The 12,585-nt window shown below is 54.2% G+C and carries 13 protein-coding genes; 10 read left to right on the top strand and 3 right to left on the bottom strand.

Annotated elements, in window-relative coordinates:
* Positions 1–191: 191 nt before the first annotated feature.
* Entirely contained in the window at positions 192–413 is a 222-nt protein-coding gene (locus AC0QHF_RS20150; RefSeq protein WP_324706031.1) for a hypothetical protein, read from the bottom strand.
* Between the two features lie 156 nt (positions 414–569).
* Complete coding sequence (locus tag AC0QHF_RS20145; protein WP_324706030.1) at positions 570–2,396, bottom strand: S8 family peptidase; 1,827 nt, start codon at positions 2,394–2,396, stop codon at positions 570–572.
* 138 nt (positions 2,397–2,534) lie between these two features.
* Between AC0QHF_RS20145 and AC0QHF_RS20140 the strand changes: the two genes are divergently transcribed.
* The 6 genes from AC0QHF_RS20140 to AC0QHF_RS20115 all read left to right on the top strand — a co-directional run bounded on the left by AC0QHF_RS20140 (position 2,535) and on the right by AC0QHF_RS20115 (position 8,024).
* The gene (locus AC0QHF_RS20140; RefSeq protein WP_324706029.1) at positions 2,535–2,957 is read left to right on the top strand and encodes a hypothetical protein; all 423 of its coding nucleotides are present in this window, start codon (positions 2,535–2,537) and stop codon (positions 2,955–2,957) included.
* Positions 2,958–3,180: 223 nt separating this feature from the next.
* Complete coding sequence (locus tag AC0QHF_RS20135; protein ID WP_324706028.1) at positions 3,181–3,678, top strand: hypothetical protein; 498 nt, start codon at positions 3,181–3,183, stop codon at positions 3,676–3,678.
* Between the two features lie 16 nt (positions 3,679–3,694).
* Complete coding sequence (locus AC0QHF_RS20130) at positions 3,695–4,582, top strand: hypothetical protein (RefSeq protein ID WP_324706027.1); 888 nt, start codon at positions 3,695–3,697, stop codon at positions 4,580–4,582.
* A gap of 173 nt (positions 4,583–4,755) precedes the next feature.
* A complete protein-coding gene (locus AC0QHF_RS20125) occupies positions 4,756–5,184 on the top strand; it encodes a DUF2996 domain-containing protein (protein WP_324706026.1) in 429 nt (142 codons plus the stop codon).
* Between the two features lie 184 nt (positions 5,185–5,368).
* Positions 5,369–5,773, top strand: a complete 405-nt coding sequence (gene msrB, locus AC0QHF_RS20120) for a peptide-methionine (R)-S-oxide reductase MsrB (protein WP_324706025.1) — start codon at positions 5,369–5,371, stop codon at positions 5,771–5,773.
* An 880-nt stretch (positions 5,774–6,653) separates the two neighbouring features.
* Positions 6,654–8,024 carry an AAA-like domain-containing protein gene (locus AC0QHF_RS20115; RefSeq protein WP_324706024.1) on the top strand — a complete coding sequence of 457 codons (1,371 nt, stop codon included), beginning with the start codon at positions 6,654–6,656 and terminating at the stop codon, positions 8,022–8,024.
* On the opposite strand, the gene AC0QHF_RS20110 is transcribed toward AC0QHF_RS20115, so the two are convergent.
* A complete protein-coding gene (locus AC0QHF_RS20110) occupies positions 8,021–8,227 on the bottom strand; it encodes a glycogen debranching protein (RefSeq protein WP_324706023.1) in 207 nt (68 codons plus the stop codon). The genes AC0QHF_RS20115 and AC0QHF_RS20110 overlap by 4 nt on opposite strands.
* Positions 8,228–8,805: 578 nt before the next feature.
* On the opposite strand from AC0QHF_RS20110, the gene AC0QHF_RS20105 reads away from it, so the two are divergent.
* The 4 genes from AC0QHF_RS20105 to AC0QHF_RS20090 all read left to right on the top strand — a co-directional run bounded on the left by AC0QHF_RS20105 (position 8,806) and on the right by AC0QHF_RS20090 (position 12,302).
* A complete protein-coding gene (locus tag AC0QHF_RS20105; protein ID WP_324706022.1) occupies positions 8,806–9,246 on the top strand; it encodes an Hsp20/alpha crystallin family protein in 441 nt (146 codons plus the stop codon).
* 172 nt (positions 9,247–9,418) lie between these two features.
* Entirely contained in the window at positions 9,419–10,408 is a 990-nt protein-coding gene (locus AC0QHF_RS20100; RefSeq protein ID WP_324706021.1) for a DnaJ C-terminal domain-containing protein, read from the top strand.
* 27 nt (positions 10,409–10,435) lie between these two features.
* Entirely contained in the window at positions 10,436–10,726 is a 291-nt protein-coding gene (locus AC0QHF_RS20095; protein WP_324706020.1) for a hypothetical protein, read from the top strand.
* 331 nt (positions 10,727–11,057) lie between these two features.
* Positions 11,058–12,302, top strand: a complete 1,245-nt coding sequence (locus tag AC0QHF_RS20090) for an HhoA/HhoB/HtrA family serine endopeptidase (RefSeq protein WP_324706019.1) — start codon at positions 11,058–11,060, stop codon at positions 12,300–12,302.
* Positions 12,303–12,585 lie beyond the last annotated feature (283 nt).

Here is a 12,585-nt window from a genome sequence, read left to right as displayed (position 1 = left end):
CAATAGGAAACTGAAATGACCTTTACATCGATGTTTCAAGGTTTCTAGCCCGATTGAAACTGTTGATACACGAGCGCTCGTTGCTATAAATACCCAAAAATCGAGGGATGCTTGGGACTCCCCCCCTTAATAAGGGGGGGCTGGGGGGGGATCGAGGGGGAGCGGGTCAATAACCGGATCTGATATAACAACTAATCAACTGCTTCAAAAGATTCCACCTGCAACACCGGCCCCACCATCGCCATCGTCATCACATCTTCCCGGACGATACCCTGCACGATCGCCTTCTGTCCCTCCTTTTTCAAATCCGACGGCGCATCTTTCAACTCGTAGGTTTGATCGCTACTAACCAACGCCCAAGTTCCAGTTCCGAAACCTTTTTTCTCAACCACACCTTCGACCGTTATCGTCATTTTTTGTACTCCAAAATAATCAAAAAAAAGAGCGTTTAAACGCTCTCGCCCCCCTAGCCCCCCAATTCTGGGGGGAACCGGAATCTGAAGTCCCCCAAAGTTGGGGGATTTAGGGGGCTTGAGTCCCCCAAAGTTGGGGGATTTAGGGGGCCAATCTCACGCCGCTTTCGTTTCAGTCTTGAGTGCCATACGTGCCAAACCGATACACAGCAGCGCATTGACGATCAAGAAACCACGGGCGATCGCGCCGCCGCCCAAGCCCCAGACCGCCGGGGAAATCACCGCACTCACCGCCAGACAACTAGCCACGCCGATGGTGGTTCCGATCGCGGCCCACTTCCACTGCGGATGTCCGAGGAACAGCACCACCAGCACCGCCGGAATCAACACGCTGGCAAATAGCGGATTCAACACCCCGCTGCCCTGAATGGCGCCGCCGAGTTCCGGGACCGAAGAACCCATCACCCGCATCGGCCACTGGGGCAAATCGAAGATATACAAGCCGCGCAGGAAGAACAGACCGCCACTTCCGGCGACCAAACCGCTGGCCATCGACCAACTCCACTGGAAGGGGAAATAATTCCGCAGGAACCAGGCCAGCAGGTAAGAACCCACAACCATCGCCACTTTCGGCAACAGGGCCACCGCGCCGCCGTCGATCCAGAAGCGGGGGTTCAGATAGCCACTATCCCGCAGCCAGCGGAAGAAGTCGCGGAAGGTGATCTGTCCGCGCAGGGCCACTTGCACCGCACTCGCCGCATCCAACTGGCCCGCCCCGAAGTGGTTGAGGGGGTCTTCTTGCACCTTGCGGGACGACTCTTTCAGGATGGCGGAAATTTGTTCAGGGTCGTCCACTCCCGTGGCCCGAATTAACGCCGCGACTCCGGCGACGTGGGGGGAAGCCATGCTGGTGCCCTGGAAGGCGGCGAAAGTCGATCCGCCGTTCTCCGGGTCCACGGTTTCCTGGAGGATGCCGCCGTCTTGATTTTCCCCCTGGGTGAGTCCGCCGGGGGCGGAGAGATCCACACCCGCGCCGAAATTGGAATAGGGGGTCTTGTTGCCCAGGGAATCCAACGCCGAAACGCCGATCACCTTGGGATAGCGGGCCGGATATCCGGCGGCATTTTGTCCGGAGTTGCCCGCGGCGGCGATAATGACGACACCCTGATCGTAGGCGTAATCGATCGCCTCTTTCATCAGGGCGCTTTCCCCGCCGCCGCCGAGACTCATGTTAATCACATCGGCATTATTGTCGGCGGCAAATTTGATCGCCTCGGCGATATCAGAGATCGTCCCGCCGCCGCCGGCCGAGAGCACCTTCAAGGGCATGATTTTGGCTTGGTGGGCAATTCCCGCCACGCCGTAGCCGTTGTTGGTGGACTGGGCGATGGTACCCGCGACGTGGGTGCCGTGTCCGTTGTCGTCGGAGGCTTGGACGCGATCGTTCACGAAGTCATAACCGGGGACGAATTCGGTATCTTTGAGATCGGTAATCTGGCTGACTCCGGTATCGATCACCGCCACGGTGACGCCATCCCCCCGGGTTTCCTTCCAGGCTTCTTCCACATTGATGCTGCGGAAGTTCCACTGTTTGCCGTAGAGGGGATCGTCGGGGAACCGGTCCATGTCGTCGAAAATAATCGCGCCGACGTTGACCGGTTCGGTGTCGATGCTGTAAATATAGTTGGGTTCGATCGCCTCCGTGTCTCCCCGGAAGGATTTTCTCAGGGATTTGAGCAAGTCGCGATCGCCCCGCACGACGTAGACGTTATCCCGTTGGGAGAAGTCGCTGTTGAGGTGGGGGACCACATTGTAGCGATCGGCGATCGTCCGGACGCGATCGGCGATTTCCGTCTGGGATAACTCCTCCCGGAAATCCAGTACAATCGAATCGTATGTGCCTCGGGTTGCCAAGCCGGTAAAGTTAGAAACCGCCCAGCCCAACCCAAGCAAGAACAAGCACAGTAGTAAAAATCTTTTCATCGGTATTTCGCCATACAGAACGGCTGATTTGTCCGGCTGCAAGCGCACAGACGGGACAAAAATCGGATCGGTGATCCCATTCTATCCGCCATCTCCGATGTCGGACGAGAATTGCAAAAATAAGTAAACGGGTAAATTATGGAACGAGGTTTGCTGTGGCTTCCCCTCCTAGCCGTATTTATCGGACTGGCATGGTCGGGGTGGAACGAATTTCAGAAAGTCGAAGCCTACAAAATTTGGGCGGAACCATTCGATCAAGCCAAATATGATATCTATGCCGTGTTGGGTCAAAAGGGGACGGAACTGACCTGGGGCCAGCCCACCCGCCAGGGCCCGGTCAAGCTGGAAACCTTTTCTCTCAAGGACGTGCAATCAATCTGGCTGTTGGTGGATAACAAATCGGTGGATTTCGAGTCCCCCCCACCCAAGGGAAAATCCGTCGAACTCGAATTTATCATGCGAGAGCAACCCGACCCCATCCGCATCCCCTTCACGGAGATTCCCCTGGCGGCGCAGTGGTGCGAGTATTTGCTCAAAATTTGGGAACCGATGCAGGAGTAGGGAGTCGGGAGTCGGTATTAGGGAGTCGGGAATGGGGAATGGGGAATGGGGAATGGGGAAAATTTCATTTTTCATTTTTCATTTTTCATTTTTCCACTGAATCTGCGAAATCTGCGAAATCTGCGGAAGAAAAGATCCGAATCAATTCCCGCCGTGGCATACAATCAAACCAACTGATATTGGGGCGATTGGTTTCGCCCGTCGTTCCATAATGGGGAACTTTATGATATTTAACCGTTTGCCACGATTTTTCTGCGCTTTCGTCCTCAGTCTCTCTTTGCTGCTGTCGGCTTGCGGGGCAACGACCACCGCACCCCCCCAAAACGCGGGAACCGGGGGAACCGCGACGGATGTGGCCACCGCCGAACCGATCGCGGGCGGCAAATTCAACCGATATTTTCCCAAGGGTGGCGGGGAGTATCAAATTACGTTCCGCCAGGAAAAGCAGGGGTTCGCCCAGGCGAAACTCTCCCAGGGGGGGACGGAATTGGCGATGCTGTCTATCAACGATGTCGCCAATAACCCCAGCGCCCTCAACAAGTTTCGGGACAGCGGCCAGACGATCGCGGGCTATCCCGCTACCACCGTCGGCAACAATACCACGGCGCTGCTAGTGGGCGATCGCTTTCAGGTGAAGGTGCAGTCAACATCGATGGCGCCGGGCGATCGTGAAGCTTGGCTGCAACAGTTCGATCTCAACGGTCTATCCAAATTGCGTTAATTATAGGAGTCTCACCGTGAGCAAATCTATCATCGAATTGGTGGACGACCTGCCCACCGGCGGCATCACCGTCATGGTCTTGAAGGGCCTGGATTTTGCCGTTCCCGGCCAGTGGGAAAATGTGGTCGGTTTCGCCAATACAGTCCAAACCGTCACCGGGGAGGACGACCCAGGATTAATTCAGGATATCAGCGAACGGGCCCTGTGGCTCTACAATGACAAGTCGGAAGGCTACCAAAGGGCGCTGTGGCTGTACGAGAAAATCGACAGTGCGGGGAGTGCATTGGGGACGGCGGCATTAGCCAATAAGGTCAGCGAAAATGTTAGTTTTCTGGGATTTCTGGGCAATTTAACCCCCAAGGCGGACAAAGCCCAGGCGATCGACTTGTCCCTGAAGGTGGTGGCGGAGTTGGTGGCGTTTTGCCAAATTAACGGCATTCCGGGGGACAGCATCGGGGATTTCGTGGGGTCCCTGGCGGACTACAGCGGCGAGTCCCTGATGCGGATGGCGGCGTTGGTGTGTTTGGACGGGTTGATCCCCCTCGGACCCGATTTCATTCAGCGGGTGTTGGAGATCGTTTCGGGTCTGACGCCTTCGGAATTGCAGAAAAGCGAGGGTTTCAAACGCATCAACCCGATGATTCCGGGGGACGACGCCTCCGGGAAGTTGAATTTCGTCCAGGAAAGTTTCAATTCGGTGACGGGTTGGATGAGTGGCTTTGTGGGCGATCGCGATCTGACCCCGGAGAAGGTGGTCAAAAATTTGCAGGGTTTCGTGGATATCGCCGATGACAAGTTGGACTATGTGGGCGCCTTCCTGGACATGACCACCAATTATTACACCCACACCGGCATTCAAACCCTGGCGCGGCGGCTGGTGGAACGAGCTTACGCGGAGATTTAGCCGTTCGGGAAATCGGTTGGAGGGCAGGCACAGAGGCACTGCCCCCACCACTGTTTCATGTTTCTGCTTTGTGGGGGCAACCTTATAGGGTTGCCGGAAATTTAGCCGATCGCGATAAAATATCGGCAATGCTCCGCCGGAGCTTGTGGCTGAATTTCAATAAGGAAGCATCGATGTCAGAAGAAGAACAGAAAAAACCCGCGGCTAAGGCCAAAAAGGAGAAACCCCCCGCCGTCGAAGACAAGCCGTTTCCGGAGTTTATGGAGGGGCACTATGTTCCGGCCCTGCAAACGGCGCTTCAGGAACAGGGAATTGAAGATCTGCAGTTGCAATTCGTGAATGGAAAGTTCCCGCCGAGTCTGAAGATTGCGGAGGAGTGCCCGCAGGTGAAGGGCAGTTGGCTCGGAGGCCGCCGCCAGTTTACGGTGTACTTTCCCGGCGAGGATATCAAGGGGCCCAAGTTCTTCTCCTGGGCGGCGGACGGCACGCAACCGAGCAGCATCGAGGGGTTTTTGGGGGACGAGCGCCGCATCAATTTGGATTTGCTGGTGTTCGGCGTGGTGCAGCGGCTCAACGCCCAAAAGTGGCTGGCGCTCAATTGACCGATATCTGAGCTGAAGTCGCACTTCGGGATACTGGAATGGGAGTCGAAATCGGATGGGTTTCGGCTTCTTCATTTTGGGGCGTTGCGACGATGGTGAAAACCTCACCTGTCAGTTTCGGGCGATCGCGTTAGGATACAGATGACCTCAACTTCAAGTAGACGAAAAATCGGAGTGTCGAATCATGGTGGAAAAAGTTAAAAAAAGTGAGTCGGAATGGAGGGAACAGCTCACGCCCGAGCAGTTTAAAGTCACCCGAAAGAAGGGGACGGAACGGGCCTTTACCGGCCCCTATCACGACAATAAGGAAAAGGGCGTTTACCGCTGCGTTTGTTGCGGCAACGAGTTGTTCAGTTCCGATACCAAATTCGATTCAGGGACGGGTTGGCCGAGTTTTTGGGCGCCCGTCGGTGAAGATAGTGTACAATACGAGGATGATAATAGCCTCTTCATGCGCCGCACCGAGGTTCTCTGTGCCCAGTGCGATGCCCACCTGGGCCACGTTTTTGACGATGGTCCAGCCCCGACCGGAAAGCGCTACTGCATGAATTCGGTGGCGTTGGATTTCGATAAAAAAGGCGATTCCTAGCGATTCTCGGCCCCAAATGTCAGCCTCGTCGTTTCGGGGCTGATGTGTGCGATCGCTTTGGATCGCCTTCAATTCAAACGGAATTCGGCTTGAAATAAAGGATAAAATCAATGATGGGTGGGGCGATTCTGGAACCGATTTGACCGAGCCACAAAAGTCACTTCTTATTTGGCAATTTACGCCACAGTTTGTGAAGTTTGTGGATTGACAAATTGCACGTTTAATGATAGGTAAATCTCTGAAATCAGGACTGACAAGCGATCGCGGCTCCATTCGTTCTCTCCATCAAGGATCGTCAATGGGATCGACTGATATATTTTGTGATGAAAGTTACAGTCGGAAAGATGTTAACTTTATGTATTCTCACCGGTGCGGATAGTTTGTCATAATGGACGACAGTTGAAGGGAGAGTAAAAAGAGCAACTAGCCTTTCGTAGCATCTCACCAAAAACGACTCTCTCTCAGCTCAATATTGGGTTGGCGATCGCGCTGGCTCTGGGTTGGCTCTCCCGATGCGCTGGGATGCGATTCGATCTCACCTTGATGAGGTCTCGGATCGGTTCTATCCCGGCATCAGGGGCAATCCGTTTATTTATCTCCCTAGCCGATGCCTCTTTTTGAAGATCTACGGCGATGTCAAAAAAGTTACCGCGACCCCTGTAATTTCCCTGATGAACGAGATCTTCCTGTCATCCCCATCAAATCGATAATCAATCAAAAAAAATTGCTCGATAACCCTTTCAGAACCGACGCGAGTTGATACCCGGGTGTGGTTGATGTTTGGGAAATTCCCAATTGAGTTCTCAAAAAATTGATGCATCGACCGATCGCCTTATAATAGGTTTAATCTCCCATGTTCTAAGGGTCAGGCTGGTCGATCATGACAAATCGCGAAAAATTGCTGCAGTTTGCAGAAGCATTGGTACTCTCGAGGCGGGGAAACCCTCTCAGCTACATCGAAAAAGTGGTCTTGGACGAATCGCTGCAAAATCTCAAAAAGACCTACGACGAAATTGCTACGGAAAACGGCTACTCCCCCAGATATTTAAAAAATGGGGTGGCCCCCCGGCTCTGGCAAATGCTCTCCGACATCCTCGGGGAAAAGGTGAGCAAAACGAACTGCCGGTCGCTTCTCGAAAATCAGTTGAGCGGTTACGGAAATTTTGGGGGCGAGAGTGTGAGGGCGGACCCTATGTCAAAACCCGGCCCGCTCTCCGGGGACGGCGGCATCGGGATAGAGTCTCCCGAGGGACAGGTCCCCCTGGCTTCGCAACTCTACATCGAGCGCCCGCCCATCGAATCGATTTGCTATCAAGAAATTTTACAACCCCGGGTGCTGCTCCGCATCAAGGCGCCCCGACAGATGGGGAAAACCTCGCTGATGGCCCGGGTACTCGCCCACGGGGAAGGGCAGGGTTTGACTCCGGTCCGCCTCAGTTTCAACCAGGTTGAAAGTGAGCTGTTCGCCTCGACGGACAGGTTTTTGCGGTGGCTGTGCGCCAACGTCGCGCAACAGATGGGACTGCCTTCCCTGTTGGATGAATTCTGGGACGAAGATATGGGGGCGTTGGTGAGTTGTTCGCTCTATTTTCAGGAATATTTGCTCGAAAAAATTGACTCCCCCCTGCTCCTGGCTTTGGATGAGGTGAACCAGCTTTTCGAGCACCCCTCCCTGGCCAGAGATGTTTTGACATTGCTGCGGTCTTGGCACGAAGAAACCCGAGATATCGGGATTTGGCGGAAACTGCGGCTGCTCATCGTCCACTCCACGGACGTTTACATCCCCTTAAACACCAACCAATCCCCCTTCAATGTCGGGCATTCCCTGGAGTTGCCGCCCTTTACCCCGGTGCAGGTTGTGGAGTTGGCCAGCCGCCACGGGTTGCAGTTGAGTTCGGAGGAACTGACGCAGTTGTGCCGACTGGTGGGGGGGTTTCCCTATCTGGTGCGGCTGGCGCTCTACGAAGCCATGACTCGGAATGTCCCCCTCCCGAATTTGCTGTCGGAGGCGACGAGGGAAACGGGAATTTACAGCCGTCACCTGCATATGCAATTGTGGCACTTGCAGCAAAATCCCGAGTTGGCGATCGCGTATCGCAAAACCGTGCAGGCGACCGAACCGATCCGACTCGACCAGGTGTCGGGGTTCAAACTCAAAAGCATGGGGCTGGTGAATCTGGAGGGCGATCACGCTACGGTCAGTTGCGAGCTTTACCGGCGATATTTTGGCAGCCAATTGGAGCGTTTTTAGTTAAGTTTTAAAGCGCTCACCGGTACATCGTCCCAGGATTCGACGGTCCGCAGGCGGGCGACCCAACCCAGTTGTTTTTGGGCGTCCGTCAGATCGTTTTTAAATGTCTCGTGACAGTCTTTCGCCTGAGTTTCGTCGCAGCAGGCGATGCAGGAATAAATGATGCCGGACGGATCGATCTGTTCGTTGACCCAAATCGTCATGTTTGATGTCCTCAGTCTTTCTAAATTTCTGCGGGATAGGGATATTTTACAGCAGGGAGTGGGGAATGGGTGAAGAGGTAAGAGGCAAGAGGTAAGAGGCAAGAGGCAAGAGGTAAGAGGTAAGAGGTGAAATGACAACTTTTTAGACTTATTTTTCAAGGCGACTCAAGTCGCCGTTCGTTTTTCATCTACGTTTTAAAAAACGTAGCTTTCAAACTCTTGTCCTTTTCTCGTAATTCCTGCGATCGCTATGTTGATTATTTAATCATGTGTATGGGCGTGTTACCCCCACGGAATCATTATCGCCCCCCGGCGGAAAAATGTCAACCCCTTTCCCCAAAATTCGGCGTCGATTTTTTCAAAAATTATTAATTATCAATGATCAGGTGATGTCAACCCCACCGGCAAAGTTCGGTTTGGCGTACCATTGCGGGGGTGCGATCGTGGTTCGGCTATTCCCATCTTTTCAGTGGTTAAAACCGAATCCACATCGAAGGTTGAATGGACTATTCTTGAAATCAAGCGGGTAGCAAGCGCACCCAGAAACCGACAGGGATTTTAAACAGGAGGACAAGACAATGGCACTGGTTCGTTTTGGTTGGGAACCCTTCCGGGAAATCGACACTCTGCAACGTCAAATGAACCACCTGTTCGACAGTTTGACGACCAGCACGGAAGATGTCGGCGCGGCCTTCGTTCCCCCGGCCGAACTCCACGAAACTCCCGAAGCATTGCACCTGAAATTAGAATTGCCGGGAATGAATCGCGAAGACATTGACGTGCAGGTGACGGCGGATGCGATCGCGATCGGGGGCGAACGGAAATCCGAAACCCACGCGGAAGAAAAAGGCGTGACCCGCAGCGAATTCCGCTACGGCAAATTCCGCCGTGTGATCCCCCTTCCGGTTCGGGTTCAAAATACCGACGTTCGCGGAGAGTACAAAGACGGCATTCTCAGCTTGACCCTTCCCAAAGCCGAGGAAGAGAAGCACCGGGTGGTGAAAGTCGAACTCGGGTAAATCAATTATAATCTTGTTGTTGGGCTTCAGCCCGTGGAAGCGCTAAAGCGCAACAACGGATAGACTGTTAATATGAGAATCAATAAGTTGGGAATGGGGCGGCACAGGTCGGAGAGCATTTGACCCGATTCCCAACTTTGTTATCATGTAGAGAAATTGGGAGGTATCGCCCATGCCAGCGACGACGGATTACAAAGATTATTATGGGATTTTGGGGGTGGATAAAAATGCCAGCACCGACGACATAAAAAAGGCGTTTCGGAAGTTGGCGAGAAAATATCACCCCGACCTCAACCCCAACAATCGCGAGGCGGAACAGAAATTCAAAGACATCAACGAAGCCCAGGAAATTTTGACCGATCCGGAGAAGCGACGGAAGTATGATCGCTTCGGCCAGTATTGGCAACAGGCGGGTCAGGGAACGTCGCCGGGAAGTGGTTTTGAAGATTTCGACTTCGGACAGTACGGCAATTTTGAAGACTTTATCAACGAATTGCTGGGGCGGTTCGGAGGGGCATCTTCACGCCAATCCTACGGCTATTCTCAGGGTGGAAATTCCGCCGGTTTTGACGATTTCGGAGACTTTTTCGGGGGCGGATATGCGGGTTATCGCGATATTCCCCCCAGGGATTTTACCGCCTCGTTACCGCTGACGTTTTCGGAAGCCTTTCGGGGGGTAGAAAAGAAATTTACTTTGGATGGTGAAACGATCCGGGTGAGGATTCCGCCGGGGGCGAAACCGGACAGTCGCATCCGGGTGAAGGGGAAGGGGGGAGTCAGCCCCACTTCTCAGAAACGGGGGGATTTATATCTGACAGTGGAACTCGAACCCCACCCATTTTTCCAGTTCGACGGAAATAATATTATCTGCGAACTTCCGATTACTCCGGAAGAGGCGGTTTTGGGAGGGGAAATTCAGGTTCCGACGCCGGACGGACAGGTGACGATGAGGATTCCGCCGGGGGTGGATTCGGGGCAGTCCCTGCGGCTGCGGGGGAAGGGTTGGCCGGTTCCGAAGAGGAAGGAACGGGGCGATCAGATCGTGCGGTTGAAGGTGGTGACGCCGAAACAAGTGGGCGATCGCCAGCGGGAGTTGTACGAAGAATTGCGGAAAATCGGCAATTTCAATCCCCGCCAAAATTTGGAAAATATCAGCTTGTAGAATTGGGAATCTCAGGAGGGATAAATTATGACTAGCAGCACAATTTTTGACCGGTTTGAAACGGTAGAATATCTTTGGATCGATGAAATGGGGCGGGTGCGGCGGAGTGGCAAACAAGGGCCTGCGGCGGCGGGGGCGAAAATGTATTCGACTCGTCCGATCCGCAATTTCGATACCGCAGAATGGGCAAATTCGACGGTTATCGACGTGGAGGCGATCGCTTCGGAAGTGGTGGAGGAAAAGGCGCCGAGATGGTGGGAACGGGCGAACCGCTGGCTGAAGGCGGCGAGTCGGGTTCTGTGGCCGGCGATCGGATAGTATGAGTCCCCAAACCCCCAATTCTGGCCCCCAAACCCCCAATTCTGGCCCCCAAACCCCCAATTCTGGCCCCCAAACCCCCAATTCTGGGGGCTTTGATGAGGGACGATTTTCGGGGTCCTAAACCCCCAATTCTGGCCCCCAAAGCCCCAATTCTGGGGGCTTTGATGAGGGACGATTTTCGGGGTCCTAAACCCCCAATTCTGGCCCCCAAACCCCCAATTCTGGGGGCTTTTAGCGAATCAAATTTTTGCGAATCATTGAAAATTGCTATAGTATAATAGAAGTTTTTTCGGTTTTTAAAAACAGGATGAAAATTGGAGGATCGTGAATGCAGGATAGCAAAAAAGAATCGAATCTGTTCCGCCAGTGGGGCGGTTATGCGATCGCCGTGGTGTTGAGCGTGGGGCTGACCCTGGCATCGCTGCGGGTGTTCCCCGGTGTGTTTCTGCCCCCCGCCAAGGCGACGAGTCCGCAGGTGGCGGAGGTTGCTGCTGTCGCCCCTGTTGCTGAACCGGAATCGGTGGCGATCGCACCCCAACGGGCGGGCAATTTTGTGGCGATGGCGGTGAACCGCGTCGGGCCGGCGGTGGTGCGGATCGATACGGAACGGACGGTTTCCACGAATCTCCCGGACCCGTTTTTTGACGACCCGTTTTTCCGCCGCTTTTTCGGTGACGATGGCTTTCCTCAGTTCCCGAAAGAATACCAGCAGCGGGGGCAAGGATCGGGTTTTATTGTTGACAGCAATGGCGTTATTTTAACCAACGCCCACGTCGTCCGGGGGGCCGATCGCGTGACGGTGACGCTGCGGGACGGACGGGAATTGCAAGGGGAAGTCAAAGGTGCCGACGAACCCTCGGATCTGGCGGTGGTGAAGGTGGAAGGAACGGATCTTCCCGTCGCGAAACTGGGCAATTCTGCGGAAGTTCAGGTGGGAGATTGGGCGATCGCGGTGGGAAATCCTTTGGGATTGGATAATACCGTCACCCTGGGAATTGTCAGTACCCTGAATCGCCTCAGTTCGGAAGTGGGAATCCCGGATAAGCGGCTGGAATTCATCCAAACCGACGCGGCGATCAACCCCGGAAATTCTGGCGGTCCTTTGTTGAATGAACGGGGGGAAGTGATCGGCATCAATACGGCGATCCGGGCGGACGGACAGGGCATCGGATTTGCCATTCCCATCGATGCGGCGAAGGAAATTAAAGATCGATTGGCGAGGGGCGAAAGAATCCCCCACCCGTTCATCGGAATTCGGATGATTTCTCTGACTCCGGAAATTGCCGAGGAAGCTAACAGCGACCCCAATTCGATGCTTTTGGTTCCCGAAATTGAGGGGGTTTTGGTGGTGCAGGTGATTCCGGACAGTCCGGCGGCACGGGCGGGTTTGCGTCGCGGCGACGTGATTACTAAAATTGATGGCGATCGCGTCACGGAGGCGGATCAGTTGCAGCGAATTGTGGAGAAATCCCAAATCGGAAAGCCGCTGCGATTTGAAGTGCGGCGGGGGAATGGAACGGAGGCGATCGCCATTCGTCCGGGCGAACTTCAGGATGCGAATTTGCGGCAGTAGCAAGCCCCCTAAATCCCCCAACTTTGGGGGAGTTCAGCCCCCTAAATCCCAAAAAAGTGGGGGTAATTCAGCCCCCTAAATCCCCCAACTTTGGGGGAGTTCAGCCCCCTAAATCCCCCAACCTTGGGGGACTTCAGCCCCCTAAATCCCCCAACCTTGGGGGACTTCAGACTTAATTGTAGGGTGCGTTCCCTGAAATAATCTGTAATGGTGGGTTACGGCGCGAATGAAAAGTTGTCGGTTTTTCAGAAAAATTACTGCCGCGCCTAACCCACCCTACTGA

Source organism: Lyngbya sp. CCY1209, assembly GCF_055795065.1.
This window is presented reverse-complemented; position numbering and strand designations above follow the sequence as displayed.

Excerpts from the sequence above, each read along its gene's own strand:
- AC0QHF_RS20150 (WP_324706031.1), bottom strand. The coding sequence starts at position 413 with ATGACGATAACGGTCGAAGGTGTGGTTGAGAAAAAAGGTTTCGGAACT.
- AC0QHF_RS20145 (WP_324706030.1), bottom strand. The coding sequence starts at position 2,396 with ATGAAAAGATTTTTACTACTGTGCTTGTTCTTGCTTGGGTTGGGCTGG.
- AC0QHF_RS20140 (WP_324706029.1), top strand. The coding sequence starts at position 2,535 with ATGGAACGAGGTTTGCTGTGGCTTCCCCTCCTAGCCGTATTTATCGGA.
- AC0QHF_RS20135 (WP_324706028.1), top strand. The coding sequence starts at position 3,181 with ATGATATTTAACCGTTTGCCACGATTTTTCTGCGCTTTCGTCCTCAGT.
- AC0QHF_RS20125 (WP_324706026.1), top strand. The coding sequence starts at position 4,756 with ATGTCAGAAGAAGAACAGAAAAAACCCGCGGCTAAGGCCAAAAAGGAG.
- msrB (WP_324706025.1), top strand. The coding sequence starts at position 5,369 with ATGGTGGAAAAAGTTAAAAAAAGTGAGTCGGAATGGAGGGAACAGCTC.
- AC0QHF_RS20115 (WP_324706024.1), top strand. The coding sequence starts at position 6,654 with ATGACAAATCGCGAAAAATTGCTGCAGTTTGCAGAAGCATTGGTACTC.
- AC0QHF_RS20110 (WP_324706023.1), bottom strand. The coding sequence starts at position 8,227 with ATGACGATTTGGGTCAACGAACAGATCGATCCGTCCGGCATCATTTAT.
- AC0QHF_RS20105 (WP_324706022.1), top strand. The coding sequence starts at position 8,806 with ATGGCACTGGTTCGTTTTGGTTGGGAACCCTTCCGGGAAATCGACACT.
- AC0QHF_RS20100 (WP_324706021.1), top strand. The coding sequence starts at position 9,419 with ATGCCAGCGACGACGGATTACAAAGATTATTATGGGATTTTGGGGGTG.
- AC0QHF_RS20095 (WP_324706020.1), top strand. The coding sequence starts at position 10,436 with ATGACTAGCAGCACAATTTTTGACCGGTTTGAAACGGTAGAATATCTT.
- AC0QHF_RS20090 (WP_324706019.1), top strand. The coding sequence starts at position 11,058 with ATGCAGGATAGCAAAAAAGAATCGAATCTGTTCCGCCAGTGGGGCGGT.